Source organism: Salmonella sp. SSDFZ69, assembly GCF_004010755.1.
Lineage (GTDB): Bacteria > Pseudomonadota > Gammaproteobacteria > Enterobacterales > Enterobacteriaceae > Salmonella > Salmonella enterica.
The window spans coordinates 3,139,344-3,162,935 of sequence record NZ_CP034831.1 but is presented as its reverse complement, the minus strand read 5'-3'; the positions used below and the strand labels follow the sequence as shown (position 1 = coordinate 3,162,935).

General features: G+C 53.4%; 20 protein-coding genes and 7 tRNA genes. 5 read left to right on the top strand and 22 right to left on the bottom strand.

Features of this window, described 5'->3' with window-relative positions:
* Window positions 1–58 precede the first annotated feature (58 nt).
* Genes EOS98_RS15845 through EOS98_RS15830 form a run of 4 tightly spaced genes read left to right on the top strand, consistent with a single transcriptional unit; the run spans window position 59 to window position 4,372 of the window.
* Window positions 59–766, top strand: a complete 708-nt coding sequence (locus EOS98_RS15845) for a DUF1266 domain-containing protein (RefSeq protein ID WP_076741470.1) — start codon at window positions 59–61, stop codon at window positions 764–766.
* Window positions 763–2,196, top strand: a complete 1,434-nt coding sequence (locus EOS98_RS15840) for a J domain-containing protein (RefSeq protein ID WP_126524199.1) — start codon at window positions 763–765, stop codon at window positions 2,194–2,196. The genes EOS98_RS15845 and EOS98_RS15840 overlap by 4 nt, the downstream gene beginning before the upstream one ends.
* An 11-nt stretch (window positions 2,197–2,207) precedes the next feature.
* Window positions 2,208–2,912 (top strand): DUF1266 domain-containing protein, encoded by a 705-nt coding sequence (locus tag EOS98_RS15835; protein ID WP_000356620.1) that lies wholly within the window; start codon window positions 2,208–2,210, stop codon window positions 2,910–2,912.
* Entirely contained in the window at window positions 2,909–4,372 is a 1,464-nt protein-coding gene (locus tag EOS98_RS15830; RefSeq protein ID WP_126524198.1) for a J domain-containing protein, read from the top strand. Before EOS98_RS15835 ends, EOS98_RS15830 begins: the two co-directional genes overlap by 4 nt.
* A gap of 21 nt (window positions 4,373–4,393) precedes the next feature.
* On the opposite strand, the gene hscC is transcribed toward EOS98_RS15830, so the two are convergent.
* The 12 genes from hscC to miaB form a co-directional block, all read right to left on the bottom strand.
* On the bottom strand, window positions 4,394–6,073 hold the full coding sequence (gene hscC, locus EOS98_RS15825; protein ID WP_000368026.1) for a molecular chaperone HscC: 1,680 nt from the start codon (window positions 6,071–6,073) through the stop codon (window positions 4,394–4,396).
* A gap of 75 nt (window positions 6,074–6,148) precedes the next feature.
* Entirely contained in the window at window positions 6,149–7,387 is a 1,239-nt protein-coding gene (locus EOS98_RS15820; RefSeq protein WP_126524197.1) for a hypothetical protein, read from the bottom strand.
* A 31-nt stretch (window positions 7,388–7,418) separates the two neighbouring features.
* The gene (gene rihA / locus EOS98_RS15815) at window positions 7,419–8,354 is read right to left on the bottom strand and encodes a pyrimidine-specific ribonucleoside hydrolase RihA (RefSeq protein ID WP_127821181.1); all 936 of its coding nucleotides are present in this window, start codon (window positions 8,352–8,354) and stop codon (window positions 7,419–7,421) included.
* Between the two features lie 116 nt (window positions 8,355–8,470).
* Window positions 8,471–9,196 carry a glutamate/aspartate ABC transporter ATP-binding protein GltL gene (gene gltL / locus EOS98_RS15810; protein WP_000631369.1) on the bottom strand — a complete coding sequence of 242 codons (726 nt, stop codon included), beginning with the start codon at window positions 9,194–9,196 and terminating at the stop codon, window positions 8,471–8,473.
* Window positions 9,196–9,870, bottom strand: a complete 675-nt coding sequence (gene gltK, locus EOS98_RS15805; protein WP_000272802.1) for a glutamate/aspartate ABC transporter permease GltK — start codon at window positions 9,868–9,870, stop codon at window positions 9,196–9,198. Before gltK ends, gltL begins: the two co-directional genes overlap by 1 nt.
* Window positions 9,870–10,610 carry a glutamate/aspartate ABC transporter permease GltJ gene (gltJ, locus tag EOS98_RS15800; RefSeq protein ID WP_000020930.1) on the bottom strand — a complete coding sequence of 247 codons (741 nt, stop codon included), beginning with the start codon at window positions 10,608–10,610 and terminating at the stop codon, window positions 9,870–9,872. The genes gltK and gltJ overlap by 1 nt, the downstream gene beginning before the upstream one ends.
* A 159-nt stretch (window positions 10,611–10,769) precedes the next feature.
* Complete coding sequence (locus EOS98_RS15795) at window positions 10,770–11,678, bottom strand: amino acid ABC transporter substrate-binding protein (protein WP_001518176.1); 909 nt, start codon at window positions 11,676–11,678, stop codon at window positions 10,770–10,772.
* Between the two features lie 417 nt (window positions 11,679–12,095).
* Window positions 12,096–13,634 (bottom strand): apolipoprotein N-acyltransferase, encoded by a 1,539-nt coding sequence (lnt, locus tag EOS98_RS15790; RefSeq protein WP_024146132.1) that lies wholly within the window; start codon window positions 13,632–13,634, stop codon window positions 12,096–12,098.
* A 19-nt stretch (window positions 13,635–13,653) separates the two neighbouring features.
* Window positions 13,654–14,532, bottom strand: coding sequence for a CNNM family magnesium/cobalt transport protein CorC (gene corC / locus EOS98_RS15785; protein ID WP_001278615.1), 879 nt, complete (start codon window positions 14,530–14,532; stop codon window positions 13,654–13,656).
* 157 nt (window positions 14,533–14,689) lie between these two features.
* Window positions 14,690–15,163, bottom strand: a complete 474-nt coding sequence (ybeY, locus tag EOS98_RS15780; protein ID WP_126524196.1) for an rRNA maturation RNase YbeY — start codon at window positions 15,161–15,163, stop codon at window positions 14,690–14,692.
* Window positions 15,160–16,206, bottom strand: a complete 1,047-nt coding sequence (locus EOS98_RS15775) for a PhoH family protein (protein ID WP_001018045.1) — start codon at window positions 16,204–16,206, stop codon at window positions 15,160–15,162. The genes ybeY and EOS98_RS15775 overlap by 4 nt, the downstream gene beginning before the upstream one ends.
* Window positions 16,207–16,410: 204 nt before the next feature.
* A complete protein-coding gene (gene miaB, locus EOS98_RS15770; RefSeq protein WP_001519200.1) occupies window positions 16,411–17,835 on the bottom strand; it encodes a tRNA (N6-isopentenyl adenosine(37)-C2)-methylthiotransferase MiaB in 1,425 nt (474 codons plus the stop codon).
* Between the two features lie 143 nt (window positions 17,836–17,978).
* Here miaB and ubiF point away from each other — a divergent pair, with 143 nt between their 5' ends.
* The gene (gene ubiF, locus EOS98_RS15765; RefSeq protein ID WP_126524195.1) at window positions 17,979–19,154 is read left to right on the top strand and encodes a 3-demethoxyubiquinol 3-hydroxylase; all 1,176 of its coding nucleotides are present in this window, start codon (window positions 17,979–17,981) and stop codon (window positions 19,152–19,154) included.
* Window positions 19,155–19,220: 66 nt separating this feature from the next.
* Here ubiF and EOS98_RS15760 read toward each other — a convergent pair whose 3' ends face one another.
* The 10 genes from EOS98_RS15760 to nagD form a co-directional block, all read right to left on the bottom strand.
* Window positions 19,221–19,796: a hypothetical protein gene (locus EOS98_RS15760; RefSeq protein ID WP_126524194.1), complete on the bottom strand. Its 576-nt coding sequence runs from the start codon at window positions 19,794–19,796 to the stop codon at window positions 19,221–19,223.
* Between the two features lie 135 nt (window positions 19,797–19,931).
* Window positions 19,932–20,006: transfer RNA gene (locus tag EOS98_RS15755), tRNA-Gln, on the bottom strand.
* A gap of 43 nt (window positions 20,007–20,049) precedes the next feature.
* Window positions 20,050–20,124, bottom strand: a tRNA-Gln gene (locus EOS98_RS15750).
* 46 nt (window positions 20,125–20,170) lie between these two features.
* A tRNA-Met gene (locus EOS98_RS15745) sits at window positions 20,171–20,247 on the bottom strand.
* Window positions 20,248–20,262: 15 nt separating this feature from the next.
* Window positions 20,263–20,337: transfer RNA gene (locus EOS98_RS15740), tRNA-Gln, on the bottom strand.
* 35 nt (window positions 20,338–20,372) lie between these two features.
* Window positions 20,373–20,447, bottom strand: a tRNA-Gln gene (locus EOS98_RS15735).
* Between the two features lie 23 nt (window positions 20,448–20,470).
* A tRNA-Leu gene (locus EOS98_RS15730) sits at window positions 20,471–20,555 on the bottom strand.
* Between the two features lie 8 nt (window positions 20,556–20,563).
* Window positions 20,564–20,640 (bottom strand) — tRNA-Met (locus EOS98_RS15725).
* Between the two features lie 221 nt (window positions 20,641–20,861).
* Window positions 20,862–22,526 (bottom strand): asparagine synthase B, encoded by a 1,665-nt coding sequence (gene asnB, locus EOS98_RS15720; protein ID WP_126524193.1) that lies wholly within the window; start codon window positions 22,524–22,526, stop codon window positions 20,862–20,864.
* A 289-nt stretch (window positions 22,527–22,815) separates the two neighbouring features.
* Entirely contained in the window at window positions 22,816–23,568 is a 753-nt protein-coding gene (gene nagD, locus EOS98_RS15715; protein WP_000153143.1) for a ribonucleotide monophosphatase NagD, read from the bottom strand.
* Window positions 23,569–23,592 lie beyond the last annotated feature (24 nt).

Here is a 23,592-nt window from a genome sequence, read left to right as displayed (position 1 = left end):
TATTTTAGTTTTCAATTGCGTTTTTATTTGTGGTGTGAATATATTTTGGCGATTTATTATGGATAAAGAATCACAATATTTACTCTTTGCACTTTCCTCGCCGATGGAAGTATTGAACGAGGACTGTTTACCTTCACATTCGTCACCGAAAATGTATTTAGGGATAAAACGTTTCGATCTTGAATCGTCGTGGGGTATTGAAAATCGCGATGAACTGCTTCAGACCATTTCCCGCATGACGGATGACGGTCATGCCACACAACTGGAATGGCTATATCGCCGCTGGTTTAGGTATGCGCCGCAGGAGTGGCAGGAGTATACCGACGCGCTGGATGAGGGAGATCGCATTTATGCCCGATTCGTCGCTGATACCGCCGTGTGTTGCGGCGAAGGTGGTATTCGTAGCTGGGATTATGTGCGGATGGGGTTTCTCTGCCGCATGGGCGTACTCAATGAATGGCTGACGGAAGAGGAGAGCCTGTGGCTGCAGTCGCGGATACAGCTTCGTGCGCTCAGCTATTATTCCGGCTGGTTGCCGTATTTCAGCGCTTATTACACCGGGCGTTTGTACTGGCAGTTACGGAATGGCGATAACCTACCGCTGCTACGCGAGACATTCGCCCGTAAGGAGTTTGATGACGCGGGGCGACGTATGATGAATAAGCTGATCGCCGGGAAAGACAGTTTTTACGCCACGCTGCCGTGGCGCTACCTGCCCCATTACCCTGAATGCCCGGACACGCTTCAGGAGGTGAGCGATCTATGAAAACCTGTTGGCAAGTCCTTGGTATTGAGGCCACCACGGATACCGACGCCATTCGTCAGGCTTATCTGGCGCTGCTGCCGTCATTTCATCCGGAAACCGATCCGCAGGGTTTTAAGCAATTGCGAGAAGCTTATGAATACGCATTGCGGTTTACGAAATCTCCCGCCATAACGATGGTTGAAGAGGATCCCGATACCCCGTGGGTGAATTATCTCAGGGAGATATTCGGTGATTTGCTGGCGGATGGCGAACGGCGCTTTCAGCCGCAGGCATGGCAGGAGTTTATCCAACAGATCAATAAATTATCGATTTCACAGGTCGAAAAATCGCGCTGGTGGCTGTGCGCTATCGCGATGAAGACCTTTCCTGTTTCGTACTCGTGTCTGAAACTGCTGTCAGATCGCCTGGCCTGGGAACAGGGGAGTGATAATCGAGATGTCGATGCCGAGGAGGTGGAGGATCTTTTGTTTGAAATCCGCCGTGGCGACCTGTTTGATTATTCGCTATTGCTGCATTTGCCAGTGGCGGTACAAAACCAGACCATTGCTTTTTATGATGCCCTGGACAACACCTTTTTCGAGCATCCTCTCTATTTCGCCCAACTTATGGCGCAGCACGGCGCCTGGATTATCCCGGACAATCTACGCTTTCAACGACGTCTGTTACGCTGGTTCAGCACCTTGCACTGGGGTATTGCGGAGCTGCTGCCTGTCGCCCTGGCATGGCAGGAAGCCGAACCCGATAGCCAGACGCCGGGTTATTACTACTTAGCCCAGCGCGTATTCTGCGGTGAAGGCGATAGCCTGCTGCCAGAACTTTACGCGCAGTGGTGGGCGCATCCTTCTACCCAGCTTGACGATCTGTTGCTGCGCTGGTGTCGCCAGCATCGGCCGGACTTTTTCCCGCTGCTGGTGATGGCGGTTGAGACGCGCGAGCAGGTCGATATCGATGGCGAACCGCTGCTCTATATTCCCGGCTCAAGCGCGCGTACCTGCTTGCTGTGGGCCGAGGCGCTGCACAGCGTCGCATTATCGCCACTGAGCGAAAGTTTTATTGCGCGGCGTTTGAATTATGGCGCGCCAGCGATGAGTGAGGCGCATAGCCAGCATCCATACTGGCTGTTGTATCAGGTGGCGGATAGCCTGGCGTGCGCCGAGGAGCCGTCAGCGGCATTGTTACAGAGGCTGGTGACGAAGCTTGATACGCCGGATATCTGCCCGTTGGAAGCGCTGGTTATTCGCGGGTTGCTGGGGCGGGCTGCGGCTGTCGCCACACCGTGTGAAGCTGTAGTCGCAGATGAAGACCCGGTGACGACGGTGACTTCGCCGAGTACGGAGGAATCTGGCGGCGGCTTTGGCCTCTGGCAGGTGATTAAAATCATTTTATTTATTGGCGTTGTCGGCCATGTATTACGCCAGTTTATGCATTAGGGATATCGAATATGGACAAGGAAGAACAATATTTACTTTTTGCGCTCTCCACGCCGATGGAGGTGCTAAACAGTCGTGCCATTGGCGCGAAACCTTCGCACTTCTCCCCGGCAATGTATACCGGGAAAACACACTTTGATCTCTCCGATTCATGGGGGATTGATAACCGTGAAGATCTTATTCAAACCATCTATCGGATGACGGACGATGGTCATGCGGCAGATTTGGCTCCCTTTTATATCCGCTGGTTTACGCTATCTCCTCGCCAATGGCGCGAATTTACCGCGCAGTTTGGCGAGCAGGGCCAGATTTATGCGCGATTTGTTGCCGAAACCGCACTATGCTGCGGTCGCGGCGGTATCAAAGCCTGGGACTATGTGCGTATGGGGTTTTTATGCCGGATGGGGGTGTTGAATCAATGGCTGACGGAAGAGGAAAGCCTGTGGCTGCAATCGCGTATCTATGCGCGGGCGCACTATTTTTACGACGGCTGGACGCAATATTTTGCCGCCTATTCGTTGGGGCGGCTGTACTGGCAGGCCGAAGGGGACGCCATGCAGGCATATTTCGCCCACCTAAAGTACGACGCTTCAGGCGCGCGGATGTTTAATGAACTGGCCTCTACGACAGAGAGTTATTATGCGCAGCTACCGTGGCGTCCGCTCAACGAACAACCGACATGCCCGGAAACGCTTAAAGGAGTGAGCGATTTATGAATATCTGTTGGGAAATCCTGGGCATTGAACCCACCACCGATCTGGAATGTATCCGTCAGGCTTATCTTGCCCTGTTGCCCTCATTCCACCCTGAGAGCGATCCGCAGGGTTTTAAGCGATTGCGCCAGGCCTATGAAGAAGCGCAGCACTGGGCCGCCTCGCCTGCGGAAGATGTAAAAACGGAAGAGGTGGGCGACGAACATGAAATACTGGTGGCGTTCAGGGAATTACTGGCATCAGAGCGCGATCGCTTTCAGCCCTCGGCATGGCAGAAATTTATTCAGCAATTGAACCAGTGTTCAATGGATGAGATAGATAAGCTGCGCTGGCAGTTGTGCGACATCGCCATGAAAACGGAAACGATCTCGCTGTCTTGCCTGGCATTGTTGGCGCAGCGTCTGAACTGGCAGCCGCAGGAAGCAGACGATGATGCTGAGGGAGAAGAGCTGGAAGCATTTCTGGAGACCGTAAAGCGGGGCGATGCGTTTGATCTGCTAAGTCTGGCCAAATTGCCTCTTGTTGTTCAAGACCAAACTGACGCCTACTTTTTTAAGCTTGAGCATATCTGGCGCTTTTATCCCGAACATTTTGCCGACGCTCTGCAGGTTCAGGGAGCCTGGATAATTCCCGATGATAAACAGCTGCATCGTAAACTATTACACTGGTTTAGCGCCGAGCAGTGGGGTATGGCGGAACTGGCCGATATTGCTCGTCGCTGGCAGGCCGCGGAGCCGGATAACGAAGATGCGCACTATTACCTGTGCAAACAGCGTTTGCTCTGCGGTGAAGGGGAAAGCCTGTTGGCCGACCTTTGTGATTTCTGGCAGCGTTATCCCTCCACGCAGGCGGACGACCTGTTGCTGGGCTGGTGCCGCCAGCACCGGCCTGATTTCTTCCCGCTGGCGGTGATGGCGGTCGAAGCGCGCTGTATGGCGGATGCCGAATATGTCCCCGGTGAAAGTGCGCGCACGCGTTTACTGTGGGCGGATATTTTGCACAGCGGTAGGTTATCACCGCTGGGGCGTTCATTTGTTGACTCCCTGTTTTATAAGCGAAAAGCGATGGCGTGGGCAAATTCACGGCTGAGTACCCAGGGGGAACCCGAAACGCCGCTGTTGGATCTGTACCGGACGGCGGAGCAGGTGGTGCTGGAAGCGTTTCCCAAAGAAAAGCCCTTTTTTCGCCTGCTGATCCGGCTGGAGGAGGGGCAAGCCTGTCCGCTGGAGGCGCTGATAACCCAGGCATTGTCATCAAAAATCGCCATGAAGCCAGGCGATATTCGCGACAAAAAGGAGCTGGCGGAAGAGCTCAGACTGGCGGCTGAGAAAAAATTGTCTTCTGAAGCGAAAACCGAAGCACCCCGTCAGGCGGAATCTGGCGGGGTGATGAAAATCATGAAAATTGTCGGTTTGATCGCGTTGATTGTCTGCGCGTTAAATCGATTCTTCCATTTTTTCTGAACAGGGGCAGTGAAAGCGCCGTTACGGCGCTTTCGGCTCGTCAATACCCAGATATTCGCAGGCACGACGGCGCACGTCATCGACGCGCTGCATATCATTAGACAGCAGCGCCGCGTCGAAATCGGTAATAATCTCCCCCAGCATTTCGCGCTCATCGCCTAACGCGCGTGACCACTGCTCCTCTAACTGTGCTTTAAACGTCCGGTTAATCAGCATATCGCGGGGATAAATTTTCAGCGCCTGCAGGCGCTCGCGGCTGGCGTCGATTTGCTGCGTCGTCAGTGAGGTGGCATTGTGGCTGATGATTCTGGATTCACTCTTGCCGTCTTCCAGCAGCACGTCAACTTCCAGCAGACCATTAATATCGTAGCTAAAACGAATATCAATGGCCTGAATGTGCCCGTTCGGCTTCAGCATGACGTCAAAAGAATCGATCAGGATATTATTTTTCACCTTATGGCTTTCGCCCTGGTATACCCTGACGCAAATAGAGTCCTGCTCAGGGTGCATGGTGGAGTACGTTTCCACTTTTGACACCGGAACGGTGGTATTGCGTTCAATGATGGGCGAGAAAATACCAGGCACGCCCTGTCGGTTGACTTCCACGCCCAGCGAGTAGGGGCAGATATCCGTGAGGATCACCTCTTCAACGTCTTCATGGCGCAGGCGACAGGCGGCCTGAGTCGCGGCGCCAAGCGCCACGATGGTGCTGGGATCGTAACTTTGATAGGGCAATTTACCGAATAAGCGCACCGCGATGCGTTGCACCAGCGGCATCTGTGACGCGCCGCCGACCAGCACCAGGCTGTCAATTTGCTCCGGTTTGAGTCGGGAATCGCGCAGCGCCTGCTCAATGGGCGTGCGCAGCCGGTTGAGCAACGGTAGCCACAGGGCTTCCAGCTCATCGTCATAAAACGTGCTTTCCAGCGCGCGCTCCTGATAAAGCCAGCTCATGCGCAGCGGGGAGCCGCTGGCGCATTTTGCGGCTTCAACACAGGCATACAGCGCAGCCAGATCGCTATCCGTCAGCGCTGATTTATCGAGATTCCAGCGTTTCAGCACTTCATCAAGTAACAAATGCGTGAAATCTTCGCCGCCGAGGTAGTTATCGCCAGCGGAGGCGTGAACTTCGATAATCGGCGTAGCGTATTCCAGAACGGTCACATCAAAGGTTCCGCCCCCCAGATCGAAAACCAGCGAACGGCTGTTTTGCTGCGTATGCAGGCCATAAGCCATTGCCGCCGCCGTGGGTTCATTGATCAAGCGCACGGCGTTTAACCCCGCAAGCTCAGCGGCAAGGCGTGTATGCTTACGCTGCTCATCGCTGAAATAAGCCGGAACCGAGATCACGACGTCCTTGATTGGCTGCTGAAGGTAGTCTTCCGCATCTTCTTTCAGCGAGCGTAAAACCAGCGAAGATAATTCCGGCGCATTAAACGACTCTTCACCCAAATGCCAGTGAGTATTACTGCCCATTGCGCGTTTAAATAAGGCAGCGGTTTTATCTGGATGAGATGTTTTACGAGCTGCGGCAGGTTTTCCCACCAGAATTTGTTTATTTTCATCCATACTAATTATGGATGGTGTTAAATATTCACCAAATTTATTAGGTATTAATTGTGCGGCTCCGTCTTGCCAGACGGCGATTAAACTATTAGTGGTGCCGAGATCGATACCAATCGCTAACGTTGCATTATCCATTGCGTTTAATTTATCGGGAAAGAGAGTTCATAGAATAAAGAACACCACCCTCTGGCGTGGTGATCTTTATCAATGTCATGCCTGGCGAAAGTATTCATCCATAATATTCGTTAACTCCGGGCGCTCGCCGTCATCATTGATCGCAAAATCGAGGAAAAAAGCATCGGCCTGTGGCGTGCGTTTTTGGGCCAGTAAACGAAACGCCAGCGGGTAGTGGCAAGCATAATCGGGGATGCGAGTCAGAAAACGGACAAAATCAATCAACAAGGGAGAATGGGTATAAAACAGCGCGCGTAACAGTACGGCGGGAAATCCCTCTTCGGCGATCCCTTGCGCCATGATTTTGTTGAGGCCGGCCTCGCTCAGATCGCCTGCGGCAATAATATCTGCGCAGGCCGCAAGATCGGGATAATGCGTTGCGCAGTTAGCCAATGCGTTCGGCCAGTTGACGCGGGTATAACGTCCGTCATGGCGAGTAAAGTAATCCTCCCAAAGGGATGGCGGTAGTTTTTCGTACTGTATTTTCAGGGGGATGCGGCGCTGAAACTGGGCTGCTTCCAGGCGCTCGCCGTCATAAAATCGCAGGTATTGCTGTCGCGTCTCGTAGCATGACACCGCTACCGGCTGGCTGATGACCCAGGTCTTCACGGGCCGGCCTTCCAGCGCCGCGGCGGTAGCTTTATGGTGACCATCAAGCAGGACGCAAAGCCAGCTGTCATTCATATGCCAGGCCAGCGCGTGGCTCTCTGGCTTATCGCGGTAATACCCGGCGCGTTGTGGGTTAAATCGCGATGGGGGCTGGCCTGGCAGTAAAAAACAGGGTTCGCCGGACTGGTAGTGATAGTCCACGTCAGCAATCCACTGCCCTGTGGTCGCGGGATTCGGTTGTTTTTCGTTACCCACCGCCCAGAAAAAATGTCCGTTGCCATCTGTGGGATAAAGTTCGCGTTCCTCCAGTCGGTAATAGCCATCGGCAAAGAGTGAAAACAGCGGCGTCAGGGCGGTAAATGCTTCGTTCAACCCGACTCCTGTCTGATTCCACTCGGCAAGTGAGGATAAAAACTCCGCGGCGCCTTCATCATCATTGCTAAAACCGGCATAAACAAATTCTGCGCAGGTTGGGCACCAGGCTTCAGTGTAAAAACGAATCAGCGGCGAGCCATGCCAGGAGAGCGTATGAATACCGGCGTAAGAGTCGGGATCGTGGATAACGCAGGGACGAAGCAATGCTTTTCCGTTACGTACTGAAAACGTAATATGGGCTACGTCGTGCTGTAGCAGGCTGATTTCAGGTCTATTGTTACGCCAAAACATCGCTGTTCATCCCTGGATTCTACTTTGCGCTTTATGCGTAGTATTGCAGCCGTTCCGCCAGCAAATCGACAAATCCCTGGCGGTCTACATCGACCATCACCGTCGCATTCGGCTTATTCCCCGTCAGAAAATAATAATCCACCACCGTCATCCCCTGGGTGTATTTCCCCTGGGTTTCCACGCCAACCCAACGCTCAACGGTGGTGAAAATCTCGGGCTTGAGCAGCCAGGCGATGGTGCACGGGTCGTGCAGCGGCGCGCCGACAAATCCCCATTTTTCGTCTTTGTGGTACTCCATAAAGAAGTCCAGCAGTTCGGCGACGATGGTGGAAATCGGGTTACCGATGGCGCGAAAGCGTTCGATATCGGCGGCGTGAATCTGCGCCTTATGGGTGACGTCCAGCCCGGCCATCACCACCGGAATGCCTGACTGGAAGACAATTTCTGCCGCTTCCGGGTCGACGTAAATATTAAATTCCGCAGCGGGCGTCCAGTTACCCAATCCTATTGCGCCGCCCATGATCACAATGCGGGCGATTTTCGTATGCAGTTCCGGATGGCTATTCAGCAGCAGCGCCACGTTGGTCTGTGGGCCAGTAGAGACGATGGTGACCGGCTGTGCGCTCTCGCGCAGTGTTTTTGCCATCAGCTCAACGGCAGTGCCGCTTTGCGGGGCGAATGACGGCTCGGGCAGCGCCGGGCCGTCGAGGCCGCTTTCGCCGTGAACGTTATCGGCGATAATCAGTTCGCGCATGAGAGGTTTCACCGCGCCGCCCGCCACCGGAATATCCGGGCGTTTGAGCAGTGTCAGCATCCGCAGCACGTTGCGCAGGGTCTTCTCCGGCGTCTGGTTACCGGCGGAAGAGGTGATCGCTTTCACTTCCAGTTCAGGGGAGGCGAGGGCGAGAACGAGGGCGATCGCGTCATCATGACCCGGATCGCAATCAATAATAATGGGCAGTGCCATTGTGGCTCCTTGTAAGCGGTACTTTGTGACAAGGTTAACGCCCGGCTGGATACGTTTCGAGAAGCGAAGAAGTAAAGCGTGAGATAGCGCGCACTCTGACGTGCGCGCCGGGAAGATTAGTGCAGGATTTTCGCAAGGAAGTCTTTTGCGCGATCGGAACTGGGGTTAGCGAAGAACTCCTCTTTTGGCGAATCTTCGACGATTTTACCTTCATCCATAAAGATCACCCGGTTAGCCACTTTACGGGCAAAGCCCATTTCGTGCGTCACCACCATCATGGTCATCCCTTCGTTCGCCAGCTCGACCATTACGTCCAGTACCTCGTTGATCATTTCCGGATCGAGCGCGGAAGTCGGTTCATCGAATAACATGGCAATGGGGTCCATACATAGCGCGCGGGCGATCGCCACGCGCTGCTGCTGACCGCCGGAGAGCTGCGCCGGGAACTTGTTGGCATGTGCAGACAGGCCAACGCGCTCCAGCAGCTTCAGGCCTTTATCGCGGGCGGCGGCCTTATCGCGCTTGAGCACTTTCACCTGCGCCAGCGTCAGGTTTTCGATGATCGACAGGTGGGGAAACAGCTCGAAGTGCTGGAATACCATGCCTACGCGGGAACGCAGTTTCGCCAGATCGGTTTTTTTGTCGTTCACAATAATGCCGTTAACGGTAATTTCGCCTTTTTGCACCGGTTCCAGACCGTTGACGGTCTTAATCAGCGTGGATTTACCGGAACCCGATGGCCCGCAGACTACTACCACCTCACCTTTTTTCACTTCTGTTGAACAATCGGTCAGCACCTGAAAGTGACCATACCATTTTGAAACATTTTTCAGGGTAATCATTAAACTGTCCTTTTCTTCAAATAGCTGACCAGCAACGACGCGCTCAGGCTGATAACAAAATAAACGGCGCCAGCGAACAGAATCATTTCGACCTGAGTACCGTCACGCTCGCCGATAGTCGACGCGGTGCGGAAGAAGTCCGCCAGGCTGAGTACATAAACTAAAGAGGTGTCCTGAAATAGCACAATGCCCTGCGTAAGCAACAGCGGCACCATCGCCCGAAACGCCTGCGGCAGAATAATGAGCTTCATCGACTGCCAGTGGGTCATCCCCAATGCCAGCGCGGCGCTGGACTGCCCGCGGGAAATACTTTGAATACCGGCGCGAATAATCTCGGAATAGTAGGCCGCTTCAAACATGGAGAATGCCACCATCGCGGAGATCAGGCGGATATCGGTTTTCGGCGATAGTCCCAGCACGTTTTGCAGAAAGCCGGGTACAATCAGATAAAACCACAGCAGCACCATCACCAACGGGATGGAACGGAAAACGTTAACATACGCTTTAGCAAACCAGGCGATAGGGGTAAAGCTTGAGAGGCGCATGACGGCCAGAATGGTTCCCCAGACTATCCCCACGACAACGGCGGTGACGGTGATCTTCAGCGTGATGACCAACCCGGCCAGCAGGTAAGGCAGTGAGGGGATAATCGAACTCCAGTCAAATTCGTACATTATTTGCTCCCCACGTTGCCCGGCAGGCGGACTTTGCGTTCAACCAGGCTCATGACCAGCATGATAACGGCGTTAATCAGCACATAGGCCAGCGTAATGGCGGTGAAGGATTCCCAGGCGTGCGCCGAGTAATCCAACAGTTTGCCTGCCTGCGCTGCCATATCCACCAGACCGATGGTTGACGCGATGGCCGAGTTTTTCACCAGGTTCATCATCTCTGACGTCATTGGCGGCACGATAACGCGATAGGCATTCGGCAGCAGGACATAGCGATAAGCCTGCGGCAGCGTTAGCCCCATCGCCAGCGCCGCGTTCTTCTGCCCGCGAGGCAAAGACTGAATCGCAGCGCGTACCTGTTCGCAAACACGGGCGGCGGTAAACAGTCCCAGACAGATCATTGAGGAGAGGAAAAACTGAATATTGGGATCGAGTTCCGCCTTAAACCACATGCCAAGATCTTCCGGCAACAGTTCAGGCACCACCAGGTACCAGGTGAAGAATTGCACGATCAGCGGCACGTTACGGAACAGTTCTACGTACAACGTGCCCAGTCCGGAGAGGAAACGGTTGGGAACGGTACGTAAAATGCCGAAAATAGATCCTACCAGGAAAGCGATAATCCAGGCGGTAATCGAAAGGGCTACGGTGACCTGAAAACCACTCCATAGCCAGCCGAGATAGGTGGTATTGCCGAAGGGGGCTTCCTGTAAAAAAATACCCCAGTTCCAGTCTATTGACATACATCTACTCCGAAAAAAAAGGGTAGCAGCGCTACCCTCGAAGATTGTTGCCCGGCGATTTGCGGCTTCAGGCCCGATGGGGAACGACCATCAGGCTTATAGTCTGTCCGTGCTGAGCGACAATCGAGAGGACAGGAGTCCCGTCCCATTTAGTTTTAGTTAGTTAAGCGCTTTATCATTCGGTGCTTTGAACAGGGCTTTCATCTCGTCAGACAATTCGAAATTCATGTTCAGGTTTTTCGGTGGGATCGGATTTTTAAACCACTTATCAAACCACTTTTCCGCTTCGCCGGAGGTTTGCGCCTGGGCGATGGTATCGTCCATCAGCTTTTTAAACTCAGGGTCGTTTTTACGCAGCATACAGCCGTAGGCTTCCTGGGACTGCGGTTTACCGACAATCTCCCAGTTATCCGGTTTCTTGGCTTTGGCGCGCTCGCCGGCCAGCAGCGCGTCATCCATCATAAAGGCGACGGCGCGACCGCTTTCCAGGGTGCGGAACGAGTCACCGTGGTCTTTCGCGCTAATAATACGCATCCCCATCTTTTGCTCTTCGTTAAGCTTATGCAGCAGAATTTCAGAGGTCGTCCCGGAGGTGACGACGACCGCTTTGCCTTTCAGATCCGGGAAATCTTTAATATCGCCGCCTTTTTTAGTCAGCAGTCGCGTCCCGACGACGAAAATCGTATCGGAGAAGGCGGCCTGTTTCTGGCGCTCAAGGTTGTTAGTCGTTGAACCACATTCAAAATCGAAGGTTCCGTTTTGCAACAGCGGAATACGGTTTTGCGAGGTGATCGGGATCAGCTTCACCTGCAGATCGGGCTTGTTAAGTTTCTTTTTTACCGCTTCCACAATGGCGTTGGAGTAGTCCTGGGAATAGCCGACCACTTTCTGCTGGTTGTCGTAATAAGAAAAGGGCACAGAAGATTCGCGATGCCCGACGACGATCACGCCATTTTTAGCGATCTTGTCCAGGGTGCTACCAGCGGCAGGCGCGCCATCTTCTGCGTGCGCGAGGCCCGCAGACAGTCCCATGACCAGCATTGCTGTGGTTAGCTTACGTAATTGCATATCCAACTCCTTTATCATCTGCGCCGTCGACGCATTGATAGCTATTGTGATGTTGTTATTGCCTGCAACTTGCGCGTGCAGTGTTATGTGTGTTTGTTAACATTTAGTGTGGCTTGTTGTAAATATTTTGCTGCGATATTGTTTATTTTTGCGAAGTGCGCCGCACCGTTCAGAGGCAAAAATCGCAGTTTGCACAATAATGGTGCTACCGATGCTGTGTTGTGGTGCAACCTGGTTGCGCCGGTAGGGAGTGTGCAGCCTCTTGATTATATTAAGCAATTGGCGTGCCAGAATGAGATTTTGGTGGCGGTGAGAGGTTGTAGGCCTGATAAGCGTAGCGCCATCAGGCACGGTGCGATACAACTGCCGGATGGCGGCGTAACGCCTTATCCGGCCTACATTGGATAGTGCAATGTTTTATTTGCGGCGTTGACGCAGGCTCATCACCAGCGCGCCAAAGCCGAACAGTACGGTAATCAACCACACCGTCCAGTCGCCGGTTCGTGCGTACGGCGTCAGGCCGGTGGTCGGCGTGACTTTGGTAGTTAGCACCTGGCGTGTGAACTGCGGGATCATCGCCTGGATTTCGCCCTGCGGGCCAATCACTGCCGTAATACCGTTATTAGTACTGCGCAGTAACGGACGCGCCAGCTCCAGCGAACGCATCCGCGCCATCTGGAAATGTTGCCACGGGCCAATGGACTTACCAAACCAGGCGTCGTTAGAAATCGTCAGCAGATAGTCGGTGTCCGGGCGGAAGTTATCCCGCACCTGTTCGCCAAGAATAATTTCATAACAGATTGCCGCCGTCAGCTTATAGTCGTGCGCATGTAACTGCGGCTGGATATAAGGGCCGCGGCTAAAGGAGGACATGGGCAGATCGAAGAACGGCGCCAGCGGACGCAGGATAGACTCCAGCGGAACGAACTCGCCAAAGGGTACAAGGTGATTTTTATTGTAGCGATTGGGCGAGTCATAACTGTATGGATTATCCTTGCCCAACGTAATAATCGTATTGTAGGTGTCGTATCGATTCTGTTTATTGAGACGCGCATCGACAATACCGGTGATCAGCGTGCTATTTTTTTCGCGTAACATCTCGTCCAGCGAACGAAGGAAAGGCTGCTGATTGATTTCGAGATCCGGAATCGCCGACTCAGGCCAGATAATAATCTGTGATTTGCCTAACTCTGGGCGGGTTTCGTTGAGATAAATTTTTAGCGTATTCAGTAGCTGGTTTTCGTCCCACTTCAGCGACTGCGGAATATCGCCCTGCACCAGCGATACCTGGGTCGCTTTGGTCGGTTCCAGCGTAAACCACTGGATATAACGTAGCGGAAAGGGCAAAGCAAACAGAATCACGGCGACAGCCAGCGGACGCCAGTTCCGCGTCGCCAGTGCCAGCGCTAACAGGCCGCTGACCATCATCAGCAGGAAGTTGATCGCTTCGACGCCCATTACCGGCGCCAGGCCTTTTAGCGGGCCGTCGACCTGACTATAGCCAAATTGCAGCCAGGGGAAGCCGGTCAGCACCCAGCCGCGTAAAAATTCGGTGATTTGCCATACTGCAGGCGCGGCGATAGCGACGCGCAGCCAGTTGGTTTTTGGCCACAGGCGCGACAAAATCCCGGCAAACAGTCCGGTATACAGCGAGAGATAAGCTGCAAGCAGCACCACCAGAAAAACGTTAACCGGGCCCGGCATGCCGCCAAATTGCGCGATACTGACATAAACCCAGTTAATCCCGCTACCGAAAAGTCCGAGTCCCCAGCAATAGCCGATGGCGGCAGACTGGAGCGGGCGGCGATTGAACGTTAAGGCCTGCAGCCCGATAAGCGACACTATCGCTGCGGGCCAGACGTCATACGGAGAGAAAGCCAGTGTTCCGCAGGCGCCGAATAATAACGCCAGCAGCAGGCGAATACGCTGGCGTTCAATTAACGAGGCAAATGCCATTTTTAGTCCACTATTGCTGTTATTCGTCCAGTTTTGGCTGGGGCGAGTCATCCGGGATCCTGACATGCACCTGAATAATACGACGACTATCGGCCATCGCCACTTTGAACTGGTAACCATCAATGTCAATGGTTTCGCCGCGGGCCGGTAAATGGCCGAACGCCTGCATCACCAGCCCGCCGATGGTATCGACCTCTTCATCGCTGAAGTGGGTGCCGAAAGCGTCATTGAAGTCTTCAATCGACGCCAGCGCGCGAATCGTCCAGGTATGGCGGCTAAGCTGACGGAAGTCGATATCGTCTTCTTCGTCATACTCATCTTCAATTTCACCGACAATCAGTTCGAGGATGTCTTCGATAGTCACAAGGCCGGAAACGCCGCCAAACTCATCGATAACGATGGCCATATGGTAGCGCTGGGAGCGGAATTCCTTGAGCATACGGTCAACCCGTTTGCTTTCCGGTACGACAACCGCGGTGCGTAACACTTTGTCCATGCTGAAGGCTTCGGCATCGCTGCGCATAAACGGCAGCAAATCTTTGGCCATCAGAATCCCTTCAATGTGATCTTTATCTTCGCTGATCACCGGAAAACGCGAGTGGGCGGACTCGATGATAACATCGAGACATTCGTCCAGCGTCTGGTTGCGTTTCAGGGTAATCATCTGGGAGCGCGGGATCATAATATCGCGAACGCGCTGGTCGGCGATGTCCATTACGCCTTCGAGCATATCGCGCGTATCTTCATCGATAAGCTCGTTCTGCCCGGAATCACGGATCAGCGCCAGCAACTCATCACGGTTTTTAGGTTCACCGTGGAAAAGCTGGCTGAGTAGCAGGGAAAAAAATCCCTTTTTACTGTTTACTGTGTCACTACTGTGTGAATTGTCGTCGCTCATGGCGTCGTATGGGTTCTCATGTTAGTTAATACAAAGCTCGTCATGCGTATACTCAGCTGTGACGGCATGTTTTGCCTGATGGCGCTACGCTTATCAGGCCTACAAAAGGCATGAATGTAGGCCGGATAAGGCGCAAGCGCCGCCATCCGGCAAGCTACTATTCTGCAATCTTCTCGGCAATGTACGGATCCTCATAGCCCATAGCAAGCATAATCTCCGTTTCGAGAGACTCCATCTCTTCCGCTTCGTCATCGTCGATATGATCGTAACCCAGCAAATGCAGGCTACCGTGCACGACCATGTGCGCCCAGTGCGCCTCCAGCGGCTTGCTCTGTTCCTGCGCTTCCTGCTCCACGACCTGACGGCAAATAATCAGATCGCCCAGTAGCGGCATTTCAATGCCGGGGGGCGCTTCAAACGGGAAGGAGAGAACATTAGTGGGTTTATCTTTCCCGCGGTACGTCAAATTAAGGTTGTGGCTTTCGGCCTCATCCACCAGACGGATTGTGACTTCCGCCTCTTCCTGAAACTGCGGAATAACGCCGTCCAGCCAGCGTTGAAACTGAGCTTCATCCGGCAGGCCCGCGTGGTTTTCACAGGCCAACTGTAAATCGAGGATCACCAGGCTCATTTCTGTTCCTGCTCCTGGGCTTCACGCTTACGCTCTGCCGCCAACGCCGCTTTGCGTTTTTGTTCGGCCTCTTCCCAGGCTTCATAGGCGTTAACAATGCGGGCAACGACCGGATGGCGCACCACGTCTTCGCTGTGGAAGAAGTTGAAACTGATTTCATCGACTTCCGCCAGCACTTCAATGGCATGACGCAAGCCGGATTTGGTGTTGCGTGGCAGGTCAATCTGCGTCACGTCGCCGGTGATCACCGCTTTCGAGTTAAAGCCGATACGCGTCAGGAACATCTTCATTTGTTCGATAGTGGTGTTCTGGCTTTCATCCAGAATGATAAAGGCGTCGTTTAATGTGCGTCCGCGCATATAGGCCAGCGGCGCGACTTCAATCACATTGCGCTCAATCAGCTTCTCGACTTTTTCAAAGCCGAGCATTTCGAACAGCGCGTCATACAGCGGACGCAGGTACGGGTCCACCTTCTGACTTAAATCGCCTGGCAGAAAGCCCAGTTTTTCGCCCGCTTCCACCGCCGGACGGGTCAGTAGAATACGGCGAATCTCCTGGCGCTCCAGGGCGTCTACCGCAGCGGCGACCGCAAGATAAGTTTTACCGGTACCCGCCGGGCCGACGCCAAAGGTAATATCATGATCGAGAATATTGGCGATGTACTGCGCCTGGTTCGGGGTACGCGGTTTAATCACGCCGCGCTTGGTTTTGATATTGATCGCTTTGCCATAGTCAGGCACGCTTTCCGCGCTCTGTTCCAGCACCCGCGCTTCTTTGATCGCCAGATGAATTTGTTCCGGTTCGATATCCTGAGTCTGACCGCGCATCGGTGCGGTATCGACATACAGACTTCGCAAAATATCTGTCGCCGCGGTCACGCAAATCGGACGACCGGTCAGTTTAAAGTGATTGTCACGGCGGTTGATTTCAATACCGAGACGACGTTCGAGCTGTTTAATATTGTCATCAAACGGCCCGCAAAGGCTCAACAGACGGGCGTTGTCTGCGGGCTCAAGGGTAATTTCGCGAGTGTCTATATTCAAACTGTTCCTCTTGTGTCTGTATCGCCGGACGCTGAACATTTACCGGCATCTAAGGAAATTATTCACGCCATAGGGAAAAGGCGCAAGCATTGCAATGAAGATGGGGATGAAGAGAGAAAATTGCAAGGCCCGTCGGGCGACAGGCCATGACCAGGAAGCCCGACAGGCGTAGCGCCATCGGGCATTATTGCCTTTCCTGCAGGATTAAGGCTGGTAGAATCCTACGCCCAGCTCATTTTCTTTACGGGTACGGGCAATGACGGACTCCGGCGTTTCGGCGACGCGCAGCCCCATTTCATCTTCGGTACGCACCACTTTTCCGCGCAGGGAGTTCGGATAGACGTCAGTAATTTCCACATCGACAAACTTACCAATCATCTCCGGCGTGCCTTCAAAGTTCACCACCCGATTGTTTTCGGTACGGCCAGACAGTTCCATAATGTTTTTACGCGACGTGCCTTCCACCAGAATGCGCTGTGTCGTGCCGAGCATACGGCGGCTCCATGCCATCGCCTGCTGATTGATACGCTCTTGCAGAATATACAGACGCTGCTTTTTCTCTTCTTCCGGTACGTCATCAACCATATCGGCAGCCGGCGTTCCCGGACGCGCAGAGAAGATAAAGCTGTAGCTCATATCAAAGTTGACGTCGGCGATAAGCTTCATGGTTTTTTCGAAATCATCGGTAGTTTCGCCTGGGAAACCGACGATAAAGTCAGAGCTTATCTGAATGTCCGGCCGCGCCGCGCGCAGTTTACGGATGATTGCTTTATATTCCAGCGCAGTGTGGGTGCGCCCCATCAGATTCAACACGCGATCGGAACCGCTCTGTACCGGCAGATGCAGGAAACTGACCAGTTCCGGCGTATCGCGGTACACCTCGATAATATCGTCGGTGAACTCAATCGGATGGCTGGTGGTAAAGCGAATACGGTCAATGCCGTCGATGGCGGCAACCAGACGCAGCAGATCGGCAAAGGTGCCGGTGGTGCCGTCGTAGTTTTCTCCGCGCCAGGCGTTAACGTTCTGGCCCAGCAGGTTGACCTCACGCACGCCCTGCGCCGCTAACTGGGCGATTTCGAACAGGATATCGTCTGAGGGACGGCTGACTTCTTCACCGCGGGTATACGGTACCACGCAGTAAGTACAATATTTATTGCAGCCTTCCATGATAGAAACGAAAGCGGTCGGGCCTTCGGCGCGCGGTTCCGGCAAACGGTCGAACTTCTCGATTTCCGGGAAGCTGATATCGACCACCGGGCTGCGGTCGCCACGCACGGAGTTAATCATCTCCGGCAGGCGGTGTAAGGTTTGCGGACCAAAAATAATGTCGACGTAATGGGCGCGTTGACGAATGTGCTCGCCTTCCTGGGAAGCCACGCAGCCGCCGACGCCGATAATCAGATCGGGATTTTTCTCTTTTAACAGTCTCCAGCGACCTAATTGATGGAAGACTTTTTCCTGAGCCTTCTCGCGGATTGAGCAGGTATTCAACAGCAGCACATCCGCCTCTTCCGCCACGTCGGTCAGTTGATAGCCGTGGGTGGCGTCCAGCAGATCGGCCATCTTCGATGAATCGTACTCGTTCATCTGACAGCCCCAGGTTTTAATATGGAGTTTTTTAGTCATCGACTTGCTCTTGCGAAATAGTGGCTGAAAAGCAGGGCGCATAGTGTAATGCTTTGGCGCGGTTGTGACCAGTATGACTGACGTCAGCCCTAATGGGTAAAAAATCCTGTAAACTTGTCTAAAACGTAACAGGATGAATGACCATGACAAATCAACCAACGGAAATTGCCATTGTCGGCGGGGGAATGGTCGGCGGCGCGCTGGCGCTGGGTCTGGCGCAGCAAGGGTTTACGGTGATGGTAATAGAACATGCCGCGCCTGCGCCGTTTGTGGCTGACAGCCAGCCTGACGTGCGGATTTCGGCCATTAGCGCGGCATCCGTGGCGCTGCTCAAGGGGCTGGGTGTTTGGGAGGCGGTGCAGGGGATGCGTAGCCATCCTTATCGGCGACTGGAGACCTGGGAGTGGGAAAACGCCCATGTGGTGTTCGACGCCGCTGAACTCAAGCTGCCGCTGTTAGGCTATATGGTAGAGAACAACGTCCTGCAACAGGCGCTGTGGCAGGCGCTGGAAACGCACCCCGGCGTGACGCTGCGCGTTCCGGCTTCACTGGCGGCATTGCACCGCCGCCACGATGGTTATGCGCTGGAACTGGCCGACGGCGAATGGGTAACGCCGAAGTTAGTGATTGGCGCCGACGGCGCGAATTCGCAGGTTCGGCAAATGGCGGGAATTGGCATTCATGCCTGGCAATATGCGCAGTCGTGTATGCTTACCACCGTTAAGTGTGAAAATGCGCCAGGCGACAGCACCTGGCAGCAGTTTACGCCAACGGGGCCGCGCGCCTTTTTGCCGCTGTTCGACGATTGGGCGTCGCTGGTGTGGTATGACGCTCCGGCACGTATTCGCCAGCTACAGAGTTTATCGATGACGCAATTGCAGGTGGAAATTAACCAGCACTTTCCGGCGCGTCTGGGGGCGGTGATGCCTGTCGCGGCGGGCGCGTTTCCGCTAACCCGTCGTCACGCGTTGCAGTATGTACAACCGGGGCTGGCGCTGGTAGGCGACGCGGCGCATACCATTCATCCGCTGGCCGGGCAGGGCGTCAACCTGGGGTATCGGGATGTTGATGCGTTGATTGATGTGCTGGCGAGTGCCCGTAGCTATGGCGAGTCCTGGGCCAGCCATTCGGTGTTGAAACGCTATCAGACGCGGCGCATGGCAGATAATTTTATGATGCAAAGTGGAATGGATCTGTTTTATGCCGGGTTCAGCAATGAATTGCCGCCGCTGCGTATTTTACGCAATATGGGGCTGATGGCGGCGCAGCGCGCAGGCGTGCTAAAACGTCAGGCGCTGAAGTATGCGTTGGGGTTGTAACCCGCTGAATGCCTTACCCGGTTTGTAAAAACGCTCAATTGCAGGTCGGGTAAGCGTATTGACATCTTACTTTACTGCAAATAAAGCACATAAACCTAATTTCCCTTTTAAATCAAACTCATACCAAGGTGATGCCATTTCAATTGTGCATACGTTGTATTGGCAACGTACTACTTTATGTAGCATCAGTAATGTGGAACTCATTGATTTTACAAGAATCGCCAGGGTGATTAATGCGGCGATAATCCGATACCACGTCAGTGTTGCATGTTGGACATCAAACCACAGAATATAAAAAGTGATGATGTGAAGAATGACTTTGCTGGACAGGGCGCGAATATAGAATCCACGCAGCGCCGTTTTCGAGGAAAACGCGACATTAATCAGCGCGCTTTGTTTTTCTTGCACAGGGATCCCTGGCAGATACACTATCCATTCCGCACTATTCTGGCGTAGCATGACCGCCTTTTTCTGGTGCAGTATATGTAGCCTCATTGACACTGCCACGGGGTAAACCAGACCCAAAATAATCAACCGGGCGGCGCTGGCCGTGATATCAATGAAGGTGAAAGCGCAGAGCAAGACGACCATAAAAAATGTTAATGGCCGCAAAAAGAGATACCAACAAAACTGGTAATTCATTGTGAGGTTACCGAACGATCCCTGTAAGGCTTTATCATAGCGTTTTACTGATAGCAGGGCATTGAGGGGGAAACCTCTTTCGGAATTTATAAACGCAGAAAAGCAAAAAGCTCGCCGAAGCGAGCTTTTTAAAGGTGGCTGGGGTACGAGGATTCGAACCTCGGAATGCCGGAATCAGAATCCGGTGCCTTACCGCTTGGCGATACCCCAATTGTCGTACTTCTTGCGCTCATTAGCAGAGCGTCTTTAAAACTGGCTGGGGTACGAGGATTCGAACCTCGGAATGCCGGAATCAGAATCCGGTGCCTTACCGCTTGGCGATACCCCAACAAATTATTTTCGAACCGGTCGAATACCTCGACGCGTTCTGAATATGGTGGCTACGACGGGATTCGAACCTGTGACCCCATCATTATGAGTGATGTGCTCTAACCAACTGAGCTACGTAGCCAGATGATTTCTTCGATGGCTGGGGTACCTGGATTCGAACCAGGGAATGCCGGTATCAAAAACCGGTGCCTTACCGCTTGGCGATACCCCAATACCGTCGCGGTGAACCGCAAACTCGAAGAAATATGGCTGGGGTACCTGGATTCGAACCAGGGAATGCCGGTATCAAAAACCGGTGCCTTACCGCTTGGCGATACCCCATCCGTACAACGCTTATCGGTGAATGGTGCGGGAGGCGAGACTTGAACTCGCACACCTTGCGGCGCCAGAACCTAAATCTGGTGCGTCTACCAATTTCGCCACTCCCGCAAAAAAGATGGTGGCTACGACGGGATTCGAACCTGTGACCCCATCATTATGAGTGATGTGCTCTAACCAACTGAGCTACGTAGCCATCTTTTTTCGCGTTACCTTATCGGCGTTGCGGGGCGCATTATGCGTATTGAGCCTTGAAGCGTCAACCTCTTTTTCATCGAAAAACGTCGGAAAGTGTCTGTTTGGTTAGGTTGCGAACAGCGTGGCGCAATATTCGGCAATTATTGGTTATTAATCGTTTTTCCGAAAGTGGTTTGCTATAAAAAAAGAGCCCCTAAGGGCTCTTTCGTCATCGTTAATTTACTGGTACGCCGACTGATGCACGCCGACCGCGCGGCCTGACGGGTCATCCATCGTTTTGAATGCTTCATCCCACTCAATGGCTTTGGCGGAAGAGCAGGCCACGGACGGGCCGCCGGGTACGCATTCCGCCGCGCTCGGCACCGGGAACAATTCTTCAAAAATTTCCCGGTACAAGTACGCCTCTTTAGACGACGGCGTGTTGTATGGAAAGCGGAAGCGGGCGGTTTCCAGTTGTTGATCGGAAATCTGTTTCGCCGCCACCTCTTTCAGCGTATCAATCCAGCTGTAGCCTACGCCGTCAGAGAACTGCTCTTTCTGACGCCACGCGACGCTTGCGGGCAGATAAGACTCGAAGCACTCGCGCAGCACGTGTTTTTCCATCTTGCCGTTACCGCACATTTTATCCTGTGGGTTGATACGCATCGCCACGTCGAGGAATTTTTTATCCAGGAACGGTACGCGCGCTTCCACGCCCCAGGCGGACATCGCTTTGTTGGCGCGGGCGCAGTCATACATATGCAGCGCCTGTAGCTTACGGACCGTCTCTTCATGTAACTCTTTGGCGTTCGGCGCTTTATGGAAGTACAGGTAGCCGCCAAACACCTCATCGGAACCTTCGCCGGAGAGCACCATTTTGATGCCCATCGCTTTGATCTTACGCGACATCAGATACATTGGCGTTGAGGCGCGGATAGTGGTCACGTCATAGGTTTCAATGTGATAGATAACATCACGAATGGCATCAAGGCCTTCCTGCACGGTGAAGTGAATTTCATGGTGCACGGTGCCGAGGTGGTTAGCCACTTCCTGGGCCGCCTTCAGGTCAGGCGAACCTTCCAGACCGACCGCAAAAGAGTGCAACTGTGGCCACCAGGCTTCGGAGCGCTCCTGATCTTCGACGCGACGGGCGGCGAATTTTTTGGTGATTGCCGAAATAACCGACGAGTCCAGACCGCCGGAGAGCAGCACGCCATAAGGGACGTCGGACATCAGGTGGCTTTTCACGGATTCTTCCAGCGCCTGGCGCAGCTCATTTTTGTCGGTAACGTTGTCTTTTACCGCATCGAACTCAAACCAGTCGCGCTGATAGTACTGACGAATTTCGCCGTCTTTGCTCCACAGGTAGCTGCCCGCCGGGAACTCTTTAATGGTGCGGCAGACCGGGGTCAGCGCTTTCATTTCTGACGCTACGTAGAAGTTGCCGAATTCGTCATAGCCCATATAGAGCGGAATAATACCGATATGGTCACGACCAATCAGATAAGCGTCTTTTTCGCTGTCATACAGGGCGAAGGCGAACATCCCCTGTAAATCGTCAAGGAAATCCGGCCCTTTTTCCTGATACAGCGCGAGGATAACTTCGCAGTCGGAGCCTGTCTGGAACGCGTAACGATCGCCATACTCCGCGCGTAACGTCTGATGGTTATAAATTTCACCGTTCACCGCCAGTACGTGGGTTTTTCTGGCGTTATACAGGGGCTGGGCGCCGGCGTTAACATCAACAATCGACAAGCGTTCATGTGCGAGAATCGCGTTATCGCAAGCGTAGATGCCGGACCAGTCCGGGCCGCGATGGCGCATCAGGCGTGACAGTTCAAGGGCTTTTTTACGCAGTTCCGCTGCATCTGTTTTGATATCGAATACGCCGAAAATAGAACACATAGCCTTCTCCGTTAATCTGTTGCGTCGTACTTTTTGTGTTTGCTTGACTAAAAAATGCCGCAAAGGCGTGGAAGGCGCAAGGGGATTACGGTCTGAAAAATGAAAAATGCAATCGTCATTGTTGATTAGTGAAAAATGATTACGTATTGCGCGGATTTATTGATGGATCTTCAGTTTTATCGTGGATTAATTGAATTATGTTTTTCCTGATGGCGTTTCGCTTATCAGACCTACAATGTTGTTCGAACCGTAGGCCTGAAAGCTATGCGTCATCAGGCAGGGGACAGGTTTAGATAACGTCGATCTCGGCGACGGAAGGGTAAATCCAGCTTGGGCGGAACGGCATACTGTCAATATCATTGATTGTTGATACGCCTGAAAGCACCAGAATGGTCTCCAGACCGGCCTGGAACCCCGCCAGAATGTCGGTGCGCAGGTTATCGCCGACAATAACGGTCTCTTCCGAGTGCGCCTGCATTTTGTTCAACGCCGCGCGGATGATCCACGGGCTGGGTTTGCCGACATAAAACGGCTTCCGGCCGGAAATTTTTTCAATGCCTGCGCACAGCGCGCCGCAGGCCGGATAAAAGCCGCGACCGTGGGTATCCGGGTTGGTGGCGATAAAGCGCGCGCCATTGGCGACGAAAAATGCCGCTTTATGCATCATGTCCCAGTTGTAGGAGCGGGTCTCTCCAACGATGACAAAATCAGGGTTCACATCGGTAATAGTAAAACCCGCTTTATAGAGCTCGTGAATAAGCGCGCCTTCGCCCACGACATACGCTTTCTTACCTTCCTGACGGCGCAGAAAATCGGCTGTCGCCATTGCTGACGTATAAAACACGCTGTCCGGCACGTTAACGCCAGCGGTAGCAAAACGGTTCGCCAGATCCTGGCCGGTTTGCGACGGGTAATTGGTCAGCAGCACCAGCGGCAGACCTTTTTCCAGAATCCCCGTCAGAAATTCCGCCGCACCGGGTACGGCTACGTTGTCGTGCATCAGCACGCCGTCGATATCGCAGATTACATTCTTGATGGTCATGAACTACCCAGGGAATTTGTGAAT

Excerpts from the sequence above, each read along its gene's own strand:
- miaB (WP_001519200.1), bottom strand. The coding sequence starts at position 17,835 with ATGACTAAAAAACTCCATATTAAAACCTGGGGCTGTCAGATGAACGAG.
- gltJ (WP_000020930.1), bottom strand. The coding sequence starts at position 10,610 with ATGTCAATAGACTGGAACTGGGGTATTTTTTTACAGGAAGCCCCCTTC.
- corC (WP_001278615.1), bottom strand. The coding sequence starts at position 14,532 with ATGAGCGACGACAATTCACACAGTAGTGACACAGTAAACAGTAAAAAG.
- EOS98_RS15840 (WP_126524199.1), top strand. The coding sequence starts at position 763 with ATGAAAACCTGTTGGCAAGTCCTTGGTATTGAGGCCACCACGGATACC.
- nagD (WP_000153143.1), bottom strand. The coding sequence starts at position 23,568 with ATGACCATCAAGAATGTAATCTGCGATATCGACGGCGTGCTGATGCAC.
- EOS98_RS15835 (WP_000356620.1), top strand. The coding sequence starts at position 2,208 with ATGGACAAGGAAGAACAATATTTACTTTTTGCGCTCTCCACGCCGATG.
- lnt (WP_024146132.1), bottom strand. The coding sequence starts at position 13,634 with ATGGCATTTGCCTCGTTAATTGAACGCCAGCGTATTCGCCTGCTGCTG.
- EOS98_RS15795 (WP_001518176.1), bottom strand. The coding sequence starts at position 11,678 with ATGCAATTACGTAAGCTAACCACAGCAATGCTGGTCATGGGACTGTCT.
- EOS98_RS15760 (WP_126524194.1), bottom strand. The coding sequence starts at position 19,796 with ATGAATTACCAGTTTTGTTGGTATCTCTTTTTGCGGCCATTAACATTT.
- rihA (WP_127821181.1), bottom strand. The coding sequence starts at position 8,354 with ATGGCACTGCCCATTATTATTGATTGCGATCCGGGTCATGATGACGCG.
- asnB (WP_126524193.1), bottom strand. The coding sequence starts at position 22,526 with ATGTGTTCTATTTTCGGCGTATTCGATATCAAAACAGATGCAGCGGAA.
- ybeY (WP_126524196.1), bottom strand. The coding sequence starts at position 15,163 with ATGAGCCTGGTGATCCTCGATTTACAGTTGGCCTGTGAAAACCACGCG.
- ubiF (WP_126524195.1), top strand. The coding sequence starts at position 17,979 with ATGACAAATCAACCAACGGAAATTGCCATTGTCGGCGGGGGAATGGTC.
- EOS98_RS15845 (WP_076741470.1), top strand. The coding sequence starts at position 59 with ATGGATAAAGAATCACAATATTTACTCTTTGCACTTTCCTCGCCGATG.
- gltK (WP_000272802.1), bottom strand. The coding sequence starts at position 9,870 with ATGTACGAATTTGACTGGAGTTCGATTATCCCCTCACTGCCTTACCTG.
- gltL (WP_000631369.1), bottom strand. The coding sequence starts at position 9,196 with ATGATTACCCTGAAAAATGTTTCAAAATGGTATGGTCACTTTCAGGTG.
- EOS98_RS15830 (WP_126524198.1), top strand. The coding sequence starts at position 2,909 with ATGAATATCTGTTGGGAAATCCTGGGCATTGAACCCACCACCGATCTG.
- hscC (WP_000368026.1), bottom strand. The coding sequence starts at position 6,073 with ATGGATAATGCAACGTTAGCGATTGGTATCGATCTCGGCACCACTAAT.
- EOS98_RS15820 (WP_126524197.1), bottom strand. The coding sequence starts at position 7,387 with ATGTTTTGGCGTAACAATAGACCTGAAATCAGCCTGCTACAGCACGAC.